Origin of the sequence: Streptomyces sp. NPDC088762 (assembly GCF_044750905.1) — a bacterium.
Classification (GTDB): domain Bacteria; phylum Actinomycetota; class Actinomycetes; order Streptomycetales; family Streptomycetaceae; genus Streptomyces.
Genome location: NZ_JBIVKT010000017.1, coordinates 155,471 through 176,028, shown reverse-complemented (window position 1 = coordinate 176,028; position 20,558 = coordinate 155,471). Strand labels below are relative to the sequence as shown.

Below are 20,558 nucleotides of genomic sequence, written 5' to 3'. Positions count from 1 at the left end.
GCGATCACCGCGATCCTCCTCGCCCGCGCCGCCACCACCCCCACCCCGGTCCCCGCCACCCGCTCCCAGGCCGGCTGGCGCCGCCTGGAACGCACCCCCGGCTTCCGCGCCCCCCACAGCTGGCAGGGCTGAGTCCCAGAGCCTCAGAAGGCCCCGCACCCCCCAAGGGTGCGGGGCCTTCCGCGTGTGGGGCCGCGACCGTGTACCCGTACGCGCGCGAAGGCCCCCGTGTCGACGACACGGGGGCCTTTCGGATGCGCTGTGAAGCGGTGGGCGCTCGAACTACCGCAGGCGCGCCATGAGGGCGTGCTCGACGAGCGTGATGAGCGCGCTCTTGGCGTCCGCGCGGTGGCGGGCGTCCGTGGTGATGATGGGGGCGTCCGGGCCGATCTGCAGGGCCTCGCGGACTTCCTCGGGGGTGTACGGCTGGTGCCCGTCGAAGCCGTTGAGGGCGATGACGAACGGCAGGCCGCTGTTCTCGAAGTAGTCGACGGCGGGGAAGCAGTCGGCGAGGCGGCGCGTGTCCACGAGGACGACGGCGCCGATGGCGCCGCGGACGAGGTCGTCCCACATGAACCAGAAGCGGTCCTGTCCCGGGGTACCGAAGAGGTACAGGATCAGGTCCTGGTCCAGGGTGATGCGGCCGAAGTCCATGGCGACCGTGGTGGTCGTCTTGTCACCGGTGTGGGTGAGGTCGTCGATTCCGGCGGAGGCGCTGGTCATGACGGCTTCGGTGCGCAGCGGGTTGATCTCGGAGACCGCGCCGACGAACGTGGTCTTGCCCACGCCGAAGCCGCCCGCCACCACGATCTTCGCGGAGGTGGTGGAGCGAGCCGCTCCGCCGTTAGAGCTTGCGAAGTCCACTGAGCACCCTTTCGAGCAGTGTCACATCTGGCTGGCCGCCGGCAGACTCATCGCCGCCGGGCTGGTGAATGGCGACAAGGCCGGCCTCCGCCAGGTCGGCGACGAGGATCCGGGCGACACCAAGAGGAATGGAGAGAAGTGCCGAGATCTCCGCGACGGATTTGATCTCCTGGCACAGGCGGCAGATGCGCTGGTGCTCGGGCAACTGCCCTTGCAGCCGTGCGGGATCCGCCGTGGTACTGACCAGCGCCTCGATGGCGAGCTGGTAGCGCGGCCGGGTACGGCCGCCGGTCATCGCGTACGGACGCACCAGCGGGTTGTGGGCCTTCGGAGCCGGCTGCCGCGTGGCACGCGGAGGCTGCTGCTGAGGCACCTGCGGCTGCTGGGGCGGCTGAGGCTGCCCGTACGGCTGCTGCTGGTACGGGTTGTGCTCCGGCACGGGCCGGCTGGGAGCGGAAGGGAAGTTGAATCGGTTCTGGTCGTGCCCACCCTGCGGCTGCTGAGCGCCGCCATAAGGATGACCTCCGGGTGTTGTCACGTTTCCTCCTCCGACTCCAAGAACGCAGTACTCCCTGTGGAACCGCGCCACCGCACCCTATGGTGCGATGACGCGAAACGCACTGCCTGTCTGCTAGTTGAGAAGACTGCCCTGCAGTTCGGCGCGCAGGTCCGGGGTGAGGACACTGCCCGCGCGATCCACCAGAAGAGCCATCTCGTAGCCCACGAGGCCGATGTCGCACTCGGGGTGCGCGAGCACCGCGAGGGAAGATCCGTCCGAGACGGACATGAGGAAAAGGAATCCCCGGTCCATCTCGACCACGGTCTGGTTGACGGCGCCACCCTCGAAGATGCGGGAGGCTCCGGCGGTCAGCGAGGTCAGACCGGAGGCCACGGCCGCCAGCTGATCGGCGCGGTCACGCGGGAATCCGTCGGACATCGCCAGAAGAAGGCCGTCGGCGGAGACCACCACCGTGTGGGACACCCCGGGGGTGTTGTCCACGAAGTTGGTGATCAACCAGTTCAGGTTCTGTGCCGCCTGGCTCATCGGGCTCACACTAACGCTCCTGGTCATAGCTGTTACTTGACTGCTCGGAACCCGCGCTGCGTCCCTGCTGGACACCCCGCCGCAGGTTGCTCAACCTGCCGCGGACGTCCTCCGGGGCGCGGGAGACCTGGGGGCCGCCCTGCGGGGTCGTCTCCGCAGCACCCTCGACCAGGTTGGCCTTGGGCACCCGCCGAGGGAGACCGGACGGGGTGACCCCGCCCGCCTTCGGCTCACGGAGTTTGGCGGCCTGCTGCCAGCGCTCGTCGTTGCCCGAACGCCAGGCCGTGCCGGCTTCCTTCCCCTCCGGGGCCCGCTCCGGGGCGGCGGGCTGCTGCTGACGCTGCGGCCGCTGCTCGAAGAGGGATCCGTTGGACTCCGCTTCCTGCTTTGCCGGCTGCCACTGCTGCTGGCTGCCGCGGCGCGGCAGGCCCGCTCCGGTCACCTCGTGACCGGTGTCGGCAGCGGCGCCCGGACGGTCGAAGCCTACGCGGTCCTGGGCCCGTTCGGGACCGGCAGGGGGTTCCGATTCGGTCCCGTAATCCTGCTGGTAGGCCGTGGGGTAGGTGTTCTGCCGGGGCCAGTCTGCCTGCTCCGACTGGGCTTCGTAGCCACCGTCGTAGGACTGGGCGTCCTGCTGCTGTTCCTCGTACCCGGCTTCCGGATAGGAGTAACCCTGCTGCGGGTACGCGTCGTAGCCCTGCTGCGGCTGCTGGGCCTCGTACGAGGCGTCATAGCCCTGCTCGGGCTGCTGCTCGTAACCCTGGTACGGCTGGTAGCCGTGCTCCGGCTGAGGTTCCGGATAGTGCTGCTCGGCCTGGTCGGCGTAACCCTGCTGATCCTGCCCGTAGCCGACCTGGGCCTCCAGCGCGGCACGTCGCTCCTCGCGTACGAGGGAGCGCCCGACCGGGTCGAGGTCGCGGGGATCGCCGCTCGGCTGATCGTAGCGGGAGTCGTCGAAACCGAGCTCGGCGGCCGTGCGCAGCGGCGCGGCCTGCTGGGCCTTCTGCTCCGGAATGATCTGGGAGACGGTGAAGTCGTCCTCCGGAATGCCCTCGCCACCGCCACCGTGGGTGATGGCGTCGGGGAGCATGACGAGCGAGGTGGTGCCCGCAGCCTCGCCCGAGGGGCGCAGCTGGACGCGGATGTTGTGGCGGTCCGCCAGCCGGCCGACCACGAACAGACCCATGCGCTGCGAGATCGCGGCGTCCACGGTCGGCGGGTTGGCCAGCTTGTGGTTGATGTCCGCGAAGTCCTCGGCGGTGAGGCCGATGCCCTTGTCGTGGATCTCGACCATCACGCGGCCGTCGGGCAGACGCGTGGCGTTGACGCGGACCTTGGTCTGCGGCGAGGAGAACGTGGTGGCGTTCTCCAGCAGCTCGGCGAGCAGGTGCACGAGGTCGGTCACGGCCTGGCCGTGGATCTCCGCGTCGGAGACGCCCGACAGCTCGATGCGCTCGTACTGCTCCACCTCGGAGGAGGCGGCGCGCAGGACGTCCACGAGGGGGACCGGCTGGTCCCAGCGGCGGCCCGGCTCCTCACCCGCGAGGATGAGGAGGTTCTCGCCGTTGCGGCGCATACGGGTGGCCAGGTGGTCCAGGCGGAAGAGGTTCTCCAGCTGGTCCGGGTCCGCCTCGTTGTTCTCCAGGTCGGTGATGAGGGTCAGCTGGCCCTCGATCAGCGACTGGTTGCGCATCGAGAGGTTCGTGAAGATCGCGTTGACGTTCCCTCGCAGGAGCGCCTGCTCGGCGGCGAGCCGGACCGCTTCCCGGTGGACCTGGTCGAAGGCGCGGGCGACCTCGCCGATCTCGTCCTGGGAGTCGATCGGGATCGGGTGGACGCGGGTGTCCACCTTGCCCGGGTCGGTGCGCGAGAGCTGGTCGACGAGCATCGGCAGGCGCTGCTCGGCGATGTCGAAGGCGGCACCGCGCAGGCGGCGCATCGCGCGGCCCATCTGGCGGGCCATCAGGCCCGCGAGGATGAAGGCGGCGAGCAGGGAGACGACCACGATGGCGCCGTTGGTGATGGCGTCGGTGCGCGCGTCGTCGGAGACCGCGACGGCGTCCTCGACGGCCTTGTCGAGGAGATCCTTCTCGATCTCGTCGTAGGCGTCGAACTTCGCGGTGGCGGCGGCCTGCCAGGCCATGGGGGTCGTACCCGAGGCGGCCAGCTTGGTCTTGTCCTGGCCGCTGGCTATCGCCTCGGTCATGCCTGTCAGGACCGACTTGTTGGCGCCCACCGGCGGGGGCACGAAGCGCACACCCGCCTGCTCGGCCTTGGCCTTGGCCTCGGCCAGCTTGGCGGCACCCTCGTCGGACTTCCTCTGCATGACCTGCTTGAGGTGGGTCACGTCGTCCTCGGTGCCCGCCGCGACGTACTCGCCGATGGCGATTTCCTCGAGGTAGGCGTACGAGGAGAAGGCGACCAGCTGGGCCTTGCGGATGTTCTCGTCGGTGCTCGGGCGGACCAGCAGGTGGGTGCCGACGGAGCGCTGGAGCGAGTTCGCCGCCTTGGCCAGCTCGACCGCGTAGACCATGCGGCCGTACGAGGTCACGTTGCCGGTGCCGAGGCCCAGCTCGTTGGAGAACTGCATGAGGTAGTGCTGGACCAGCACATAGCCCTCTTCGGTCGGGATGGGACCGAAGGAGGTGGGGAGGTTCTTCTTCGGGCTCTCGGCCGCGGCCAGGTAGGCGCTCTTGCGCACGTCCTGGAGCTTGGGCTCCTCCGCGCGGAAGAGCTCCAGACGGCGCTCCATGCCCTGGTTCGTCGGGAGGTTCTCGACGGCCTTGTCGAACTTCACCTTGGCCGCGTCGGTGTTCTCGCGGACCTTGGCGACGACGTCGCTGTTGGCCTGACCGGTCAGCAGCGGCTCGGCGCTGAGGTCACGCTCGTTGAGCAGCGCCTGGCTGTACTCGGAGGCCGCCTGGACGACCCTGGCTATCTTCTCGGCGTCCTTGGCCTCGTTCCAGGTGTCGATGGAGCCCTTCACCTGGAAACCGCCCATGACCAGCCCGACGAGGGCCGGCACGAGCAGGATGGCGTTCAGACGCGTCGGCACGCGCCAGTTGCGGGGGGAGAACCTGCTGGTGCTCCCCCTGCTCGCGGGCGGTTCCACGGGCACGTCGACGGGCGACGCGGCCGCTCGCGGCGGCGGGGTGAAGTTGCCGCGCGCGGGTTCATCCGCGGGGCTTGCGTTGCTTCGCCTCACTCGACCAACAACCTTCCGGCGGTGCTACTAGCTAGTTCGTTGAATTCCAGCACGGTTAACGGCCGTGTTCCAAACAGTTGAAATCGGCCCTTCCCAGAGCCTTATGCGCCAGATAAATCGGACATAAAGAGCGAGCTGCGGCAAAAACGGGGCCACTTGTGAGCGCAGCGGCACCGGCCAAACGCACCCTGTGTCCAACTGCCTCCAATTCTCTGTCGAAACGTTATGAACGAGCAGGGCGGGCCGTGTCGTAGGACACAGCCCGCCCTCTCACATTGTGAAGAACCGGTGTTACTAGGGTGGCGCCACTTGAGTCGCGTCACCCGAGTCGTGTTACTTGAGTCGGGCCATGAGGGCGTGCTCGACGAGCGTGATGAGTGCGCTCTTGGCGTCCGCCCGGTGGCGGGCGTCCGTGGTGATGATGGGGGCGTCCGGGCCGATCTGCAGGGCCTCGCGGACTTCCTCCGGGGTGTACGGCTGGTGCCCCTCGAAACCGTTGAGAGCCACGACGAAGGGCAGGCCACTGTTTTCGAAGTAGTCGACGGCCGGGAAGCAGTCGGCCAGCCGGCGCGTGTCGACCAGCACGATCGCGCCGATGGCGCCGCGGACCAGGTCGTCCCACATGAACCAGAAGCGGTCCTGGCCCGGGGTACCGAAGAGGTACAGGATCAGGTCCTGGTCCAGGGTGATGCGGCCGAAGTCCATGGCGACCGTGGTGGTCGTCTTGTCACCGGTGTGCGTGAGGTCGTCGATTCCGGCGGAGGCGCTGGTCATGACGGCTTCGGTGCGCAGCGGGTTGATCTCGGACACGGCTCCCACGAACGTGGTCTTGCCCACGCCGAAGCCGCCCGCCACCACGATCTTCGCGGAGGTGGTGGAGCGCGGCGCGCCGACAGAACCGCCGTTAGAGCTTGCGAAGTCCACTGAGCACCCTTTCGAGCAGCGTCACGTCCGGCGTGCCGCCGGCCTCTCCATTGCCCGGCTGGTGGATGGCCACCATTCCGGCCTCCGCCAGGTCGGCGACGAGGATCCGGGCGACACCGAGCGGCATCGACAGCAGTGCGGAGACCTCCGCGACCGACTTGACCTCACGGCACAGGGTGCAGATGCGCTGGTGCTCCGGGAGCAGGCCGGAAAGGTGCATCGGATCGGCAGTGGTGCTGACCAGGGCCTCGATGGCGAGCTGGTAGCGCGGTCGGGTCCGGCCGCCGGTCATCGCGTACGGACGCACCAGCGGCTGGTCGCCTTCCGAGTACGAATCTCCGTACGCATCGGGGTAGGCGGGGGGCGGGGTCATTGATCCTCCGGGCTGGACAGCAGTGGTCAGCGTGCCGTCTGACAGGGCGGCCGGTGGGGGGACGGTATGACGGCCTGTCGGGGGTACTGGGTTCCGGGGCGGGCCCCGGTATCCCGGCCGGCAGTACCGGCCGGCCGGGAGGGGAAAGTCAGATGAGCAGGCTTCCCTGGAGTTCCGCGCGCAGGTCCGGGGTGAGGACGCTGCCGGCACGGTCCACGAGGAGGGCCATCTCGTAGCCCACGAGGCCGATGTCGCACTCGGGGTGCGCCAGGACGGCCAGCGAGGACCCGTCGGAGACGGACATGAGGAAGAGGAAACCCCGGTCCATCTCGACCACGGTCTGGTTGACGGCGCCACCCTCGAAGATACGGGAGGCTCCGGCGGTCAGCGAGGTCAGACCGGAGGCCACGGCCGCCAGCTGGTCCGCGCGGTCACGGGGGAAACCTTCCGACATCGCCAGAAGGAGTCCGTCGGCGGAGACCACCACCGTGTGGGACACCCCGGGGGTGTTGTCCACGAAGTTGGTGATCAACCAGTTCAGGTTCTGTGCCGCCTGGCTCATCGAACTCAACTATCGCTCCTGCTGGTAAGTGGGGTCGATGTGGTAACTGCCGGTCGCCGGGCCGCTGTTCCCGGCTTGACGGCCCTGCTGGATACCGCGTCGGAGGTTGGTCAGGCGACCCCGGACGTCGTCCGGCGCACGCGAGACCTGCGGACCGGGCTGCGCGTCGGCCTGCTGCTGCGCGGTGCCGGCCACGAGGTTCGCCCGCGGGACCCGCTTGGGCAGGCCCGAGGTCGTGATGCCGCCGGCGGCGGGCTGGCGCACGCGCTCGGCCTGCCGCATCAGCTCGTCGTTCGGCGAGGACCGCCAGCTGACGGTCGGCATGGCGCCGGTCGCCGCGGTGGCGGGCTCGGCCGCGTGCTCCTGGCCGCGCTGCGGCAGGGGCTGCTGCGGAGCCGGGCCCGTCGGAGCGGACTGCTGCGGCTGCTGGGGCACCGCCGGTCCCTGCGCGGGGGGCTGCTGGCCCTCCTCGCGGAACCAGTTCGACTCCAGCGTGTCGAAGATCGGGCTGCGGCCGTCGCCGGCGCCGCCCGCCGCGGGCAGCGCCTCGGGCCGGGCGGCCTGCGGCAGCCGCGAGGCCTCCGGACGCTGGGGCGCCGCGGGGGCGTAGCCACCCGGCTGCTGGGCCTGGGGCTGCTGCTGCGGGGCCTGGGGCCGCTGGTCGAAGCCGCCGACACCGGGGCCGCCGGGCCGCTGCGGCTGACCGGTCGGCTGGTAGCCGGCCGGACGCTCGAACTGGCCGGTGGCGGACGGGTCCAGGGGACCGCGTACGTCCGGACGCTCGAACTGGCCGGTCGTGCTGTTGCCGCCGTTCGCCTGGGGCATCGGGGCGTTGAAGTCCGGGCGGGGGAACTCCGCCGTCGAGCCGGGGCCCGAGAGCTCGTCGTGGCCGCGGGCCTGGTCGGCGGCCCAGCTGGTGGTCTGAGGTCCCGGAAGCTCGGCACGCGGCGCGCCACCGCGCGGCGGCAGCTGCGGCCGGGGGCCGCGCGGAGCCGGAGCCGCGGGAGCGGCCGGCTGCTGCTGCGGAGCCTGCGGCGGCTGCTGGGGACGCTCGAAGCCGTTGCCCTGCGGGAAGCCGCCCTGCCCGGAAGCGGACGGCGCGGGCACCGGACGGGCCTGCGGACCGCGGCCTGCCGACGGCGCACCGCCGCCGAAGGCGCCCTGGCCCTGACCCGCGGTCGTCGGACCCGGCTGCGGCCGGCCACCCTGGGGGCCCTGCGGATTCTGCGGGCCCTGCGGACGCTGTCCGGCACCTGCACCGGCACCGTCGCGGCCCGGCAGGGCGGCACGCTGACCGCCACCGGCGACCTGGCCGCGCTGCGGGCCCGCGCCCATGGGCGGACGCGCGCCCGCACCGGGGACCGAAGCCTGCTTGGAGAGACCGCCGTTGCCCGGAGCACCACCGGGACCGCCCTGCGGAGCGCCGGAGGCACCCGGCATCGGGGCCGGCTTCTTGCCGCCCTGGGCGACGTCCACCGGCAGCATGACGAGGGCCGTCGTACCGCCCGAGTCGGAGGGGCGCAGCTGGATGCGGATGCCGTGTCGCAGGGACAGGCGGCCGACCACGAACAGACCCATGCGGCGGGAGACGGAGACGTCCACGGTCGGCGGCGACGCGAGCCGCTCGTTGATCGCGGCGAGGTCCTCGGGGGAGAGGCCGATACCCGTGTCGTGGATCTCGACGAGCACGCGCCCGTCGGGCAGTGCGTGACCGGTGACCTTGACCTTGGTCTGCGGGGAGGAGAACGAGGTGGCGTTCTCCAGCAGCTCGGCGAGCACGTGCACGAGGTCGTTGACGACGCGGCCGGCGACGTCGGTGCCGGGCACCGAGGCCAGCTCGACGCGCTCGTACTGCTCCACCTCGGACGCGGCGGCGCGGAGCACGTCGACGAGCGGGACGGGGCGGGTCCACCGGCGGCCCGGCTCCTCGCCCGCGAGGACGAGGAGGTTTTCGCCGTTGCGGCGCATGCGGGTCGCGAGGTGGTCGAGCTTGAAGAGGGAGGAGAGCTGGTCCGGGTCGGCCTCGCGCGACTCCAGCTCGGAGATGAGCGAGAGCTGGCGCTGGATGAGGCCCTGCGAACGGCGCGAGAGGTTGGTGAACATCGCGTTGACGTTGCCCCGGAGGAGGGCCTGCTCGGCGGCGAGGCGGACGGCCTCGCGGTGCACGTCGTCGAAGGCCGCGGCCACCTGGCCGATCTCGTCGCGGGTGTGCAGGCCGACGGACTCCACGGACGTGTCCACGTCCTGCGGGTCGGACTCGGACAGCTGCTTGACGAGCTCGGGCAGCCGGTCCTGGGCGACGCGGGTCGCGGTGTCCTGCAGGCGGCGCAGCGACCGGATCATGGACCGGGCCATGACGAAGGCACCGACGAGGGAGACACCGAGGACGAGGAGGATCAGGGCACCGTTGATGATGGCGTCCTGCTGCGACTCGTTCTTGAGCTCGCGGGCCTTGCTCTCCATTTCCTGGAGCAGGCTGAGCTCGATCTTCTTCATCGCCTGGAGCTTGGTGTCGTCGGCGTCGTACCAGTCCATCCACGACCGGTACGTCGCCTCCTTGGCGAACTGCCCGTCGGTGGCCAGCACACGGCGCGCGTAGTGGTCGGCGCGGCCGATCTCCGGGTTGCCGTCGCCGAGCGAGGAGAGGAGCTCCTCGGAGTGGCCCTGGTAGACGAGCTCGAAGGTCTTCTTCGACTGCTGCTCGCCCTTGAGGGCGGAGAGCGCGTAGAGGCGGTCGTTCTCCTTGAGGGAGCCCTGCTTCTCGGCGTTGTCGGGGAGCGAGGCGGCGATGATCGCACGCTGGACGGAGGCGTACTCCTTGGAGGCGGAGAAGGCCGCCAGGGCGCGCGTCCGCTTGATCATCTCCGGGTTGGAGGTGGCCTGGGCCATGTCCGCGGAGAGCGAGAGCAGCGAGACGATCAGCGAGTTGTACTCGGTGACGGTCTGCTGGGCGCCGTTCGCGTACGCCTTCTTGCGGATTTCCTCGAGGTTGGTGAGCTGGCGGCCGATCTGCAGGACGTTGTTGCGGATCGACTTGAGCGTCTCGTCCTTGTCCTCCGTGTTGTCGACCTTGTCGGTCGCGGCGGCGAAGGCCTTGGCGGCGGAGTCGGTCGTCTCGCGGACGCCGGCGACGGTGCTGTTCTGCGGGTTCACCGTCTTGGCGGCGGCCGCGGCGGACAGCGGACCCGCGGACTTGTCGCGCTCCTCCTGGAGCGCGGCGGCCAGGGTGGTGGCCTGCCGGGTCATCGTCGTCAGCAGCTGCATGTGCTCCAGCTGGGCGATGTCGTTGAGCGAGTCGTTGATACGGAAGCCACCGAGGGTGGTGGCGGCCACGACCGGCAGGGTCAGCAGCGACACCAGACGCGTGCTGATGCGCCAGTTCTGCATGGCGAGACGGGAACCGGGCCCACTGGGGGCCTTCGGTATCGCCACGTCCTGCTCCACCGAACCGGTTTGCGGCTTGGCCTTGGCCTTGCCCTTGGCGGACTTGCCCCGGCCCTTCGCCTTCACCGTGGCGGAGGAGTCGGGGCCTGCGCCGTCGACAGCCGGCCCGCGGTTCTGGGCGTGCTGGGGCGAGGAGCCACGGTCGGTCCCGCCGCGCGGCTCCTGCTCCGCCGCAGCGCTGTCCCTCTTGAATCGTCCCTGCACTAGCGTCGCAACCTCTGGACCAGGCGTCCCGCCGGTGGCCGGTGGGACGGTGTCGAGTCGTAGGGCACTAACGGCCCCATGGTGGTCGTCGGTGACCGGCGCGTCTCCCTCTCGTGCCGCCGCTCTCGGCGCTGTCTCGCGCCACCTGCGCGCCGGCTGTTCCCGCGGCGGTCCCGCGAATTCCAGCACAGTGGAGGATCTCCAACAAGGTGCGAGCGTCGGCCCGGAGAGTCGGTGACGGCATGTGACAGGCGCGCTACGCCATGTGGGACGGATTCCGGGGTAAACCGGACTTACACCCTCCAAACGCAATGGCTGGCAAGGTGTCCCAGTCGAGATGATCAGCAGCGGAATGGCTTATTCAGTGGCGCAATGTCCGTTTTGTTGGCCACAATTGACTGTCCGTTATGCCGGTAATGCCGGGTGACGGGTGAGCAAACTCACATAGCCGTGGCCATTACTTCCTGGTTCGGCGGGGGATTCAGATGTTTAGCCTTGCCTCTTCAAGGGTTGGCGCATGCACCGACCGCACCGTTCACACTCCGAGCCGAGGGCCCGAAACTCCGATGAAGACGACGTCGCCGATGTTCCGCAACATAGCCAACCCCCGCCGCACCACCCTCGCGCACCTCAAGGACGCCGAGGAGCTGCAGGCGGCCCCGGCCACCCCGGAGCACGCCGTCGAGCTGCCGACCCAGACCGCGAACCCGCGCCGCACGATCCTGATGGACGCGCCGGTCGCCGCCGCCGCGCAGTAGTCCTCGCGCAAGAGAGCGCCGAGCGCCCCTGCCCGCCGCGTTAGCCTGGAGCCCGCAGACTCCAGCAGCGGAAATACAAGAGGGGCAGACGCAACACGTGCGCATCGCCAGGTTCTCGATCGACGGAAACGTCGCGTTCGGCGCGGTCGAGGGCGACGCCGCCCCCGGCGCCGAAGGGGAGCTCGTCCTCGACATCATCAAGGGCATTCCCTTCGCTGATTTCGAGCTCTCCGGTACGAAGGTCCCGCTGAGCAAGGTCCGGCTGCTGCCGCCCGTGCTCCCCAACAAGGTCGTGGCCATCGGCCGCAACTACGCGGAGCACGCGGCGGAGCTCGGCAACACGGTCCCCGAGGCCCCCATCACCTTCTTCAAGCCCTCCACCTCGGTGGTCGGCCCGGGCGACCCGATCACGTACCCCTCCTTCTCCCAGGACCTCCACCACGAGGCGGAACTCGCCGTGGTCATCGGCCGCATGTGCCGCGAGGTCCCGCGCGAGCGCGTGAAGGACGTCATCCTCGGCTACACCTGCGCCAACGACGTGACCGCGCGCGACGTCCAGCAGCGCGAGAAGCAGTGGGCCCGCGCCAAGGGCTTCGACAGCTCCTGCCCCCTCGGCCCCTGGATCGAGACCGACCTCGACCCGGGCGACCTGACCATCCAGTGCACGGTCAACGGCGAACAGCGCCAGCTCGGCCGCACCAGCGACATGGTCCGCTCCATCGAGGACCTGATCGTCCACATCACCGAGGCCATGACGCTGCTCCCGGGCGACGTCATCCTCACGGGGACCCCGGCCGGAGTCGGCCCCCTCAACGTCGGCGACGAGGTCGCCGTCACCATCGAAGGCATCGGCACTCTCACCAACAAGGTGATCAAGCGTGGCTAACGCGAACGTCCGCGTACGTTTCTGTCCCTCCCCGACCGGCAACCCCCACGTGGGCCTGGTCCGGACCGCCCTCTTCAACTGGGCGTTCGCCCGCCACCACGGCGGTACGTTCGTCTTCCGCATCGAGGACACCGACGCGGCCCGCGACTCCGAGGAGTCGTACGAGCAGCTGCTCGACTCGCTGCGCTGGCTCGGCTTCACCTGGGACGAGGGTCCCGAGGTGGGCGGTCCGCACGCCCCGTACCGCCAGTCGCAGCGCATGGACATCTACGCCGACGTCGCCCAGCGCCTGCGCGACGGCGGCTACGCGTACGACTGCTACTGCACGACCGAGGAGCTGGACGCGCGCCGCGCCGCCGCCCGCGCGGCCGGCAAGCCCTCCGGTTACGACGGCCACTGCCGCGACCTGTCCCCGGCGCAGCTGGAGGCCTACCAGGGCGAGCACCGCGCCTCGATCGTCCGCTTCCGGATGCCCGACGAGCCGATCACCTTCACCGACCTGGTCCGCGGCGAGCTGACCTTCACCCCGGAGAACGTGCCGGACTTCGGCATCCTGCGGGCCAACGGCGCCCCGCTGTACACGCTCGTCAACCCGGTCGACGACGCGCTGATGCAGATCACGCACGTGCTGCGCGGCGAGGACCTGCTGTCCTCCACCCCGCGCCAGATCGCCCTGTACAAGGCGCTCATGGAGCTCGGCATCGCCACCGGCGTGCCGCAGTTCGGCCACCTGCCGTACGTGATGGGCGAGGGCAACAAGAAGCTCTCCAAGCGCGACCCCGAGTCCTCGCTCAACCTGTACCGCGAGCGCGGCTTCCTCCCCGAGGGCCTGCTGAACTACCTGTCGCTCCTCGGCTGGTCCTTCTCCAAGGACCAGGACGTCTTCTCCATCGAGGAGATGGTCTCGAAGTTCGACATCGACGGCGTGAACGCCAACCCGGCGCGCTTCGACCTCAAGAAGGCCGAGGCCATCAACGCGGACCACATCCGCCTGCTGGACCCGAAGGCGTTCGCCGACGCCTGCACGCCGTGGCTGCAGGCTCCGCACGCCAACTGGGCGCCCGAGGACTTCGACGCCGAGGCGTGGGCGGCCATCGCGCCGTACGCCCAGACCCGGGTGACCGTCCTGTCGGACATCACGGCCAACGTCGACTTCCTGTTCCTGAAGGAGCCGGTCGAGGACCAGGCCTCGTGGGACAAGGCCATGAAGGGCGAGCCCGCGGCCCTGCTGACCACGGCCCGCGCCAACCTGGAGTCGGCCGACTGGTCGGACCCGGAGTCCCTCAAGCAGGCCGTCCTGACCGCCGGCGAGGCCCACGGCCTCAAGCTCGGCAAGGCGCAGGCCCCCGTCCGCGTGGCCGTCACCGGCCGCACCGTCGGCCTGCCGCTCTTCGAGTCGCTGCAGATCCTCGGCAAGGACCGCTCCCTGGCCCGCATCGACGCGGCGCTGGCCAAGCTCGCCGCCTGACCCGTACGTCCCCGAAGGGGCGGCAGCCGACACCGGCCGCCGCCCCTTCGGCGTCCCACGGGCACCCCAAGGCCTGGAAAGGCCCTCCGCGCGCGACCTCCCGGGCATAGGCTCGGCGTATGCCGATCCGAGCGGTCCTGTGGGACATCGACGACACCCTCTTCGACTACACGGGGGCCGATGCCATCGGGCTGTCGCGACAGCTGGAGGCCGAGGGCATTGCAGGGCGGTACGGGACCCCCGCCGAGGCGCTCGCCCTGTGGCGGCGGATCACCGACCGGCACTGGGAACGCTTCGCCGGGGGCGAGGGCACCTTCCAGGGGCAGCGGCGCGAGCGGGTGCGGGAGTTCCTGGAGCAGCCCTGGATGACCGACGGCGAGGCCGACGGCTGGTTCGACCAGTACGTCGCCCACTACAAGTCCGCGTGGACGGTCTTCCCCGACGTGGTGCCCGCCCTCGACGCCCTCGCCGCCGGCTACCGGCACGGGGTGCTCTCCAACTCCTCCCTCGTCAACCAGGACCCCAAGCTGCGCGACCTGGGCCTGCGGGACCGCTTCGAGGTGCTGATCTGCGCCGTCGAGCTCGGCGTGAGCAAGCCCGAGGCCAGGGCCTTCCTCGCCGCCTGTGAGGCACTGGGGCTGCCGCCGGCCGACGTGGCCTACGTGGGGGACCAGCCGGAGATCGACGCGCGCGGCGCCCGGGACGCCGGGCTGCTGGCCGTCTGGCTCGACCGCGACGGCGAACGCGGCGCCGGCCCCGACGGCGTGCACCGGATCGCCGGGCTCGAACACCTGCCGGAGCTGCTGGCCGCGATACCCGTTTTGGAGCATGGTCAGGCATCCGGTAATGTTCTTTCTGCGCCGCCCGAGCGGGCCGAAAGGCCGGACGGAGGCGCCACTCGAAAGAAAGACCCAGCAAGGGCTTGACTTTCAGTGGGGTATAGTGTAATTGGCAACACGAGGGTTTCTGGTTCCCTTATTCTAGGTTCGAGTCCTGGTACCCCAGCGCAGTGCAGCAGTAACGCAGTGCTTTGCCCCCGTTGTGTAGCGGCCTAGCACGCCGCCCTCTCAAGGCGGTAGCGCCGGTTCGAATCCGGTCGGGGGTACAGATCCTTCCCGTGAGGTGTCCTGGGTAGCTCCCGTACGTCTTGATGCAGGATCGCTAGGGCCCCCGTTGTGTAGCGGCCTAGCACGCCGCCCTCTCAAGGCGGTAGCGCCGGTTCGAATCCGGTCGGGGGTACTGTTGGTCTGGTATAGACCACTTTGGGCTATGGTGTAATTGGCAACACGAAGGTTTCTGGTTCCTTTGTTCTAGGTTCGAGTCCTGGTAGCCCAGCGCAGTGCAGTGAAAGCTGCAAGGCTCGCCCCCGTTGTGTAGCGGCCTAGCACGCCGCCCTCTCAAGGCGGTAGCGCCGGTTCGAATCCGGTCGGGGGTACGTAAGGGAGAGGCCCTCCGCGTTCATCGCGGAGGGCCTCTTTCGTTGTCTTGCGCCTGCCTCGCGCCGTTCCCGCTCCGCGGGCTTCCGGGCATAAGTACGGGCCCGGAGGCGCGCGTTCGGACGTGTGCGGCGTCGTACGCGCCCCCGGGCCCGGGGGAGTGAGGGGAGGAGAGGTGCTGCGGCCGGGAGGGGATCAGCCGGAGCGGCGCAGGGCCTCCGTGAGTCGGGCGGCCGCGTCTATGACGGCCTGCGCGTGCATCCGGCCCGGGTGGCGGGTCAGCCGCTCGATCGGCCCGGAGACCGACACGGAGGCCACCACACGGTTCGACGGCCCGCGCACCGGCGCCGAGACGGAGGCCACGCCGGGCTCCCGCTCGCCGATCGACTGCGCCCAGCCGCGGCGCCGTACGCCCGAGAGCGCCGTCGCCGTGAAACGCGCGCCCTGCAGACCGCGGTGAAGCCGCTCCGGCTCCTCCCAGGCCATCAGGATCTGCGCGGCCGAGCCCGCCTTCATGGGGAGCGTGGAGCCCACGGGCACGGTGTCCCGGAGGCCCGAGAGCCGTTCCGCGGCCGCCACGCAGATGCGCATGTCTCCCTGACGGCGGTAGAGCTGCGCGCTCTCGCCCGTCACGTCCCGGAGGTGCGTGAGTACAGGTCCCGCCGTGGCCAGCAGGCGGTCCTCGCCGGCCGCGGCGGCGAGCTCCGCCAGCCGCGGACCGAGGATGAACCGGCCCTGCATGTCCCTCGCCACCATCCGGTGGTGTTCCAGTGCCACGGCAAGGCGATGTGCCGTGGGTCGTGCGAGCCCTGTCGCCGCGACCAGCCCGGCGAGGGTGGCCGGACCGGACTCCAGTGCGCTCAGTACCAGAGCTGCCTTGTCGAGAACGCCGACGCCGCTAGAGTTGTCCATGAAACGATATTCACGTCTCACACTGTGAAACGCAAGTTCAATTTTTCCAAGAACAAGCGAGTCTGTATGTGCGGGTCCACGAACCACTGGGTCCGAGCCGTCGTCCGGAGCGTGGGGTACGGGCGATCCAGGCGCACAAGATCTCTATAAAGCGCCGGCACAACCGGCCGGCCGGAGGGAAAGCGATGGGTAGGACACTCGCGGAGAAGGTCTGGGACGACCATGTCGTCCGGCGCGCCGAAGGTGAGCCCGACCTCCTCTTCATTGATCTTCACCTGCTGCACGAGGTGACCAGCCCGCAGGCCTTCGAGGGCCTGCGCCAGGCCGGCCGCAAGGTCCGACGCCTCGACCTCACCATCGCGACCGAGGACCACAACACCCCCACCATCGACATCGACAAGCCGATCGCGGACCCGGTCTCCCGGGCCCAGCTGGAGACGCTGCGCAAGAACTGCGCCGAGTTCGGCGTACGCCTGCACTCGCTGGGCGATGTCGAGCAGGGCGTCGTCCACGTCGTGGGACCGCAGCTGGGTCTGACCCAGCCCGGCACCACGGTGGTCTGCGGTGACTCCCACACCTCCACCCACGGCGCCTTCGGCGCGCTGGCCTTCGGCATCGGCACCAGCCAGGTCGAGCACGTGCTGGCCACCCAGACCCTGCCGCTGGCCCGCCCGAAGACGATGGCGATCACCGTCACCGGCGAGCTGGCCGAGGGCGTCACCGCGAAGGACCTGATCCTGGCGATCATCGCCAAGATCGGCACCGGCGGCGGCCAGGGCTACATCCTGGAGTACCGCGGCGAGGCCATCGAGAAGCTGTCGATGGAAGCCCGCATGACCATCTGCAACATGTCGATCGAGGCCGGCGCCCGCGCGGGCATGATCGCCCCCGACCAGACCACCTTCGACTACCTGGAGGGCCGCGACCACGCCCCCAGGGGCGAGGACTGGGACGCGGCGGTCGCGTACTGGAAGACGCTGCGCACCGACGAGGACGCGGTCTTCGACGCCGAGGTCGTCATCGACGGCGCCGCGCTGTCCCCGTTCGTCACCTGGGGCACCAACCCGGGCCAGGGCGCGCCGCTGTCGGCCAACGTCCCCGACCCGGCTTCGTACGAGGACGCTTCGGAGCGCCTGGCCGCCGAAAAGGCCCTGGAGTACATGGGGTTGACCGCCGGGCAGCCGCTGCGCGAGATCAAGGTCGACACCGTCTTCGTAGGTTCCTGCACCAACGGCCGCATCGAGGACCTGCGTGCCGTCGCCGGGATCATCGGGGGCCGCAAAGTCGCCGACGGCGTACGGATGCTGGTCGTCCCCGGTTCGGTCCGGGTCGCCCTGCAGGCCGTGGAAGAAGGCCTGGACAAGGTCTTCAAGGAGGCCGGAGCCGAGTGGCGGCACGCGGGCTGCTCGATGTGTCTGGGCATGAACCCCGACCAACTGGCGCCCGGTGAGCGCTCCGCGTCCACCTCCAACCGCAACTTCGAGGGCCGCCAGGGCAAGGGCGGGCGCACCCACCTGGTCTCCCCGCAGGTGGCCGCCGCCACCGCGGTGCTGGGCCATCTGGCCTCGCCCGCCGACCTGTCCGACGCCCACGCGACCGCCGGAGTCTGAACCATGGAAGCCTTCACCACCCACACCGGCCGGGCCGTCCCGCTGCGCCGCAGCAACGTCGACACCGACCAGATCATCCCGGCCCACTGGCTGAAGAAGATCACCCGTGACGGGTTCGAGGACGGGCTCTTCGAGGCCTGGCGCAAGGACCCGGAGTTCATCACCAACCGTCCGGAGCGCGCCGGCGCGACCGTGCTGGTGGCCGGCCCCGACTTCGGCACCGGTTCCTCGCGTGAGCACGCCGTCTGGGCCCTGCAGAACTTCGGGTTCAAGACGGTCATCTCCTCCCGCTTCGCCGACATCTTCCGCGGGAACTCGCTGAAGAACGGCCTGCTGACCGTCGTCCTGCCGCAGGAGACCGTCGACCGGCTGTGGGAGCTGACCGAGGCCGACCCGACCGCCGAGATCACGGTCGACCTGGTCGCCCGCCAGGTGCGAGCGGAAGGCGTCGAGGCCGAGTTCGAGCTCGACGACAACGCCCGCTGGCGTCTGCTGGAGGGTCTGGACGACATCTCCCTCACCCTTCAGAACGAAGCGGACATCGCCTCGTACGAAAGCGCCCGGCCGGCCTTCAAGCCGCGTACGATTCAGGCCTGATTCCAGCCTGATCAGGGCTTATCGGCCCCTGGGTGATCACCGCGACAACACTGTGCCCCCCGCCTTCCGGCAGGGGGCACAGTCGTGTGTTGAGGCCCTGTGAGGCGACAACTCGCCCCAGATGGCACAATCTGTGCATGGAACGCGACAGTCAACTTGAGCTCTACGAACTCGTCGCGGACCGGCTGAAAGAAGCACACACACGGGTGCGCTCACTGCAAGTCCCGGAGGCGGTAAGGATGGCGCTGTCCCGGAAGCTGTTGGTCGTCACGGCCGCGGCGAAGCACGATCTCGCCGATGCGGCAAGGCGCCTGGACAGGTTGATGAAGGACCTCGACGAGGGTCGATTCCCTGAAGGCGACTGATGCGAAGGAACTCCGTAACGGCCTACCGCGTTGCGGCACTAGGGTGATTAGCCCGTTTCGTGTTTGATTTGCGGTATATATCCGCCTAACGTGCGAAATAAGCTTGAACACATTCGTTCTGGCGAAGTCTCCGAAGGGGAAGACGTTGAACAAGGCGCAGCTCGTAGAAGCGATTGCCGACAAGCTGGGCGGCCGCCAGCAGGCCGCGGATGCTGTCGACGCGGTACTGGACGCGATCGTCCGCGCTACCGTCGCGGGCGACCGGGTCTCGGTCACGGGCTTCGGCTCGTTCGAGAAGGTCGACCGTCCGGCTCGTTACGCCCGCAACCCGCAGACCGGAGAACGCGTCCGGGTCAAGAAGACCTCGGTGCCCCGATTCCGCGCGGGCCAGGGGTTCAAGGACCTGGTCAGCGGCACCAAGAAGCTCCCCAAGGGTGGCGAGGTCTCGGTGAAGAAGGCGCCCAAGGGCAGCCTCACCGGCGGCGCCTCCGCGACGGTCAAGAAGGCCGCCGCGAAGAAGGCCACCACCGCCAAGAAGGCGGCGGCAAAGAGCGCGGTCGCAAAGAAGACCACCGCCAAGAAGACCACCGCCACCGCGAAGAAGGCCACGCCCACCGCGAAGAAGACGACGGCCACGGCGAAGAAGACCACGGCCACCACCAAGAAGACGACGCCGGCGGCCAAGAAGACCACCGCCACCGCCAAGAAGACCGCTCCGGCGGCCAAGAAGGCCACGGCGAAGACGACCGCACCCGCCAAGAAGACGGCGACGCGCAAGGCCACCGCGAAGAAGACCACCGCCCGCAAGAAGTAGGGGCACGAGTCACACACGCCGGGCCGGTTTCCCCTTCGTGGGGGGAGTCGGCCCGCGGTGCGTTTTCGCAGGTGATACGGGTGTGCAGGCGCGTGTGCCGGTGCGCGGCCGCGCAGGTCAGAACGTCTGCAGCGTGACCAGGGTGATCCGCAGGGACGGGCCCTCGCCGTCCGTCTCGATCCGCACCCGCTGCCCGGGCCGCAGCAGCCGCAGGCCGCCCGCGTCGAACGCCGCGGCCTCGAAGGGCACCGGGGTGCCGTCGTCCAGCAGCACACTGCCGCTGCGGGTCTGGGAGTCGTACGTGTACGCGGTCGCCTGCATACCGGCACTGTATCGGGCCGTGTGACGCCCCACGCCGAGGGCGAGCGCCGTCCGCAGATCCTCCGCCGTGTCCACGTCCCGGCGGACGCTGTCGACACCCGCCAGCGCGATTTCCACCGCCCCCGACGCGGAATGCCGGGCCCGCGACGAGCCGCCGAACGCGGGTGCCAATTCCATCTCGGGCGCCGCGGAAAGCAAGGTCGTCCCGATTCCGGCCGCATCAGCCAGAAATGCCCGGGGAAATGCGGAGGCGGTTTCGAGCACGCGTAGCAATTCCGGCGGCCGCAGTGCCGGGAGATCCGCGTTCATCGCGGCCACGGCCGCCCCCGGCCGCCCCGCGCGTATCGCCCGCGCACCGTGGGCCAGCGCCGCGTTGAGCCCGGCCGCCGGGGAGTCCGGGACGATCCGCGCGCCGAGCCGGGCCAGTTCCGTCCGCGCCCGGGAGTCGTCCGTGACGACCACCACATCCGCGACCGCCGCGCAGGCCAGCGCCCCCGCCACGGTGTCCTGGGCGAAAGCGAGCGCGAGGCCCGGCCGGGACGCGCCCACGGCCGCCGCGAGACGGCTCTTGGCCGTCGCCAGGGGCTTCAGCGGGACCACCAGACTCCAGACGGCGTTCGTGACGGATCCCTTCCCCCCGGTGCGCTCCGGCACCTTCGCGGACCATGGCCGGGTCATGGCCGGGTCATGTGTCGGCCCATTGTCACCTCCGCCCGGGCAACCCGGGGGTCCGGTGTCCTGAGCGGGGCGTACGGTGTTCTCGACAGAGA

General features: G+C 69.8%; 18 protein-coding genes, 5 tRNA genes and 1 pseudogene. 14 read left to right on the top strand and 10 right to left on the bottom strand.

The features are described 5' to 3' along the window. Window positions 1-132: acyl-CoA carboxylase subunit epsilon (locus ACIP5M_RS30130; RefSeq protein ID WP_401202532.1), on the top strand; the 132-nt coding region annotated here is incomplete at its 5' end. A gap of 150 nt (window positions 133-282) precedes the next feature. Here ACIP5M_RS30130 and ACIP5M_RS30125 read toward each other — a convergent pair. The 8 genes from ACIP5M_RS30125 to ACIP5M_RS30090 all read right to left on the bottom strand — a co-directional run bounded on the left by ACIP5M_RS30125 (window position 283) and on the right by ACIP5M_RS30090 (window position 10,621). Further along, window positions 283-864 (bottom strand): ATP/GTP-binding protein, encoded by a 582-nt coding sequence (locus tag ACIP5M_RS30125; protein ID WP_037792108.1) that lies wholly within the window; start codon window positions 862-864, stop codon window positions 283-285. Continuing rightward, the gene (locus ACIP5M_RS30120; RefSeq protein ID WP_401202512.1) at window positions 845-1,402 is read right to left on the bottom strand and encodes a DUF742 domain-containing protein; all 558 of its coding nucleotides are present in this window, start codon (window positions 1,400-1,402) and stop codon (window positions 845-847) included. Before ACIP5M_RS30120 ends, ACIP5M_RS30125 begins: the two co-directional genes overlap by 20 nt. A gap of 93 nt (window positions 1,403-1,495) precedes the next feature. Continuing rightward, the gene (locus ACIP5M_RS30115; RefSeq protein ID WP_030037347.1) at window positions 1,496-1,909 is read right to left on the bottom strand and encodes a roadblock/LC7 domain-containing protein; all 414 of its coding nucleotides are present in this window, start codon (window positions 1,907-1,909) and stop codon (window positions 1,496-1,498) included. Between the two features lie 10 nt (window positions 1,910-1,919). Next, complete coding sequence (locus ACIP5M_RS30110) at window positions 1,920-5,114, bottom strand: nitrate- and nitrite sensing domain-containing protein (protein ID WP_401202510.1); 3,195 nt, start codon at window positions 5,112-5,114, stop codon at window positions 1,920-1,922. Window positions 5,115-5,447: 333 nt separating this feature from the next. Continuing rightward, a complete protein-coding gene (locus ACIP5M_RS30105) occupies window positions 5,448-6,038 on the bottom strand; it encodes a GTP-binding protein (protein WP_401202508.1) in 591 nt (196 codons plus the stop codon). Beyond that, a complete protein-coding gene (locus ACIP5M_RS30100) occupies window positions 6,019-6,411 on the bottom strand; it encodes a DUF742 domain-containing protein (protein WP_007266775.1) in 393 nt (130 codons plus the stop codon). Before ACIP5M_RS30100 ends, ACIP5M_RS30105 begins: the two co-directional genes overlap by 20 nt. A gap of 148 nt (window positions 6,412-6,559) precedes the next feature. Continuing rightward, window positions 6,560-6,973, bottom strand: coding sequence for a roadblock/LC7 domain-containing protein (locus tag ACIP5M_RS30095; protein WP_008739864.1), 414 nt, complete (start codon window positions 6,971-6,973; stop codon window positions 6,560-6,562). A gap of 9 nt (window positions 6,974-6,982) precedes the next feature. Next, on the bottom strand, window positions 6,983-10,621 hold the full coding sequence (locus ACIP5M_RS30090; RefSeq protein ID WP_401202506.1) for a nitrate- and nitrite sensing domain-containing protein: 3,639 nt from the start codon (window positions 10,619-10,621) through the stop codon (window positions 6,983-6,985). Between the two features lie 566 nt (window positions 10,622-11,187). On the opposite strand from ACIP5M_RS30090, the gene ACIP5M_RS30085 reads away from it, so the two are divergent. From ACIP5M_RS30085 to ACIP5M_RS30045, 9 genes are all read left to right on the top strand, one after another. Then, the gene (locus ACIP5M_RS30085) at window positions 11,188-11,379 is read left to right on the top strand and encodes a hypothetical protein (RefSeq protein WP_401202504.1); all 192 of its coding nucleotides are present in this window, start codon (window positions 11,188-11,190) and stop codon (window positions 11,377-11,379) included. Between the two features lie 97 nt (window positions 11,380-11,476). Next, window positions 11,477-12,265: a fumarylacetoacetate hydrolase family protein gene (locus ACIP5M_RS30080; protein ID WP_401202502.1), complete on the top strand. Its 789-nt coding sequence runs from the start codon at window positions 11,477-11,479 to the stop codon at window positions 12,263-12,265. Beyond that, a complete protein-coding gene (gene gltX / locus ACIP5M_RS30075; protein ID WP_401202500.1) occupies window positions 12,258-13,733 on the top strand; it encodes a glutamate--tRNA ligase in 1,476 nt (491 codons plus the stop codon). Before ACIP5M_RS30080 ends, gltX begins: the two co-directional genes overlap by 8 nt. A gap of 119 nt (window positions 13,734-13,852) precedes the next feature. Further along, the gene (locus tag ACIP5M_RS30070; RefSeq protein WP_401202498.1) at window positions 13,853-14,659 is read left to right on the top strand and encodes an HAD family hydrolase; all 807 of its coding nucleotides are present in this window, start codon (window positions 13,853-13,855) and stop codon (window positions 14,657-14,659) included. A gap of 7 nt (window positions 14,660-14,666) precedes the next feature. Next, window positions 14,667-14,738, top strand: a tRNA-Gln gene (locus ACIP5M_RS30065). A gap of 27 nt (window positions 14,739-14,765) precedes the next feature. Continuing rightward, window positions 14,766-14,838: transfer RNA gene (locus tag ACIP5M_RS30060), tRNA-Glu, on the top strand. A gap of 61 nt (window positions 14,839-14,899) precedes the next feature. Then, window positions 14,900-14,972: transfer RNA gene (locus tag ACIP5M_RS30055), tRNA-Glu, on the top strand. 24 nt (window positions 14,973-14,996) lie between these two features. Next, a tRNA-Gln gene (locus ACIP5M_RS30050) sits at window positions 14,997-15,068 on the top strand. Between the two features lie 27 nt (window positions 15,069-15,095). Then, window positions 15,096-15,168 (top strand) — tRNA-Glu (locus ACIP5M_RS30045). Between the two features lie 196 nt (window positions 15,169-15,364). Here ACIP5M_RS30045 and ndgR read toward each other — a convergent pair. Further along, on the bottom strand, window positions 15,365-16,081 hold the full coding sequence (gene ndgR, locus ACIP5M_RS30040; RefSeq protein WP_007266782.1) for an IclR family transcriptional regulator NdgR: 717 nt from the start codon (window positions 16,079-16,081) through the stop codon (window positions 15,365-15,367). A gap of 185 nt (window positions 16,082-16,266) precedes the next feature. Here ndgR and leuC point away from each other — a divergent pair, with 185 nt between their 5' ends. From leuC to ACIP5M_RS30020, 4 genes are all read left to right on the top strand, one after another. After that, window positions 16,267-17,691: a 3-isopropylmalate dehydratase large subunit gene (gene leuC / locus ACIP5M_RS30035; protein WP_401202495.1), complete on the top strand. Its 1,425-nt coding sequence runs from the start codon at window positions 16,267-16,269 to the stop codon at window positions 17,689-17,691. A 3-nt stretch (window positions 17,692-17,694) separates the two neighbouring features. Beyond that, window positions 17,695-18,288 carry a 3-isopropylmalate dehydratase small subunit gene (gene leuD / locus ACIP5M_RS30030; protein WP_401202493.1) on the top strand — a complete coding sequence of 198 codons (594 nt, stop codon included), beginning with the start codon at window positions 17,695-17,697 and terminating at the stop codon, window positions 18,286-18,288. Between the two features lie 137 nt (window positions 18,289-18,425). Further along, window positions 18,426-18,653, top strand: a complete 228-nt coding sequence (locus ACIP5M_RS30025) for a hypothetical protein (protein ID WP_401202491.1) — start codon at window positions 18,426-18,428, stop codon at window positions 18,651-18,653. A gap of 145 nt (window positions 18,654-18,798) precedes the next feature. Further along, on the top strand, window positions 18,799-19,467 hold the full coding sequence (locus ACIP5M_RS30020; protein ID WP_401202489.1) for an HU family DNA-binding protein: 669 nt from the start codon (window positions 18,799-18,801) through the stop codon (window positions 19,465-19,467). Window positions 19,468-19,785: 318 nt separating this feature from the next. Here ACIP5M_RS30020 and cofC read toward each other — a convergent pair. Then, window positions 19,786-20,466: pseudogene (gene cofC, locus ACIP5M_RS30015) on the bottom strand (2-phospho-L-lactate guanylyltransferase); the annotation flags it as partial. Between the last annotated feature and the right edge of the window lie 92 nt (window positions 20,467-20,558).

Coding starts and splice junctions, on each gene's coding strand:
- ACIP5M_RS30095 (WP_008739864.1), bottom strand. CDS start 6,973: ATGAGCCAGGCGGCACAGAACCTGAACTGGTTGATCACCAACTTCGTG.
- ndgR (WP_007266782.1), bottom strand. CDS start 16,081: ATGGACAACTCTAGCGGCGTCGGCGTTCTCGACAAGGCAGCTCTGGTA.
- ACIP5M_RS30070 (WP_401202498.1), top strand. CDS start 13,853: ATGCCGATCCGAGCGGTCCTGTGGGACATCGACGACACCCTCTTCGAC.
- leuC (WP_401202495.1), top strand. CDS start 16,267: ATGGGTAGGACACTCGCGGAGAAGGTCTGGGACGACCATGTCGTCCGG.
- ACIP5M_RS30025 (WP_401202491.1), top strand. CDS start 18,426: ATGGAACGCGACAGTCAACTTGAGCTCTACGAACTCGTCGCGGACCGG.
- leuD (WP_401202493.1), top strand. CDS start 17,695: ATGGAAGCCTTCACCACCCACACCGGCCGGGCCGTCCCGCTGCGCCGC.
- ACIP5M_RS30115 (WP_030037347.1), bottom strand. CDS start 1,909: ATGAGCCAGGCGGCACAGAACCTGAACTGGTTGATCACCAACTTCGTG.
- ACIP5M_RS30085 (WP_401202504.1), top strand. CDS start 11,188: ATGAAGACGACGTCGCCGATGTTCCGCAACATAGCCAACCCCCGCCGC.
- ACIP5M_RS30100 (WP_007266775.1), bottom strand. CDS start 6,411: ATGACCCCGCCCCCCGCCTACCCCGATGCGTACGGAGATTCGTACTCG.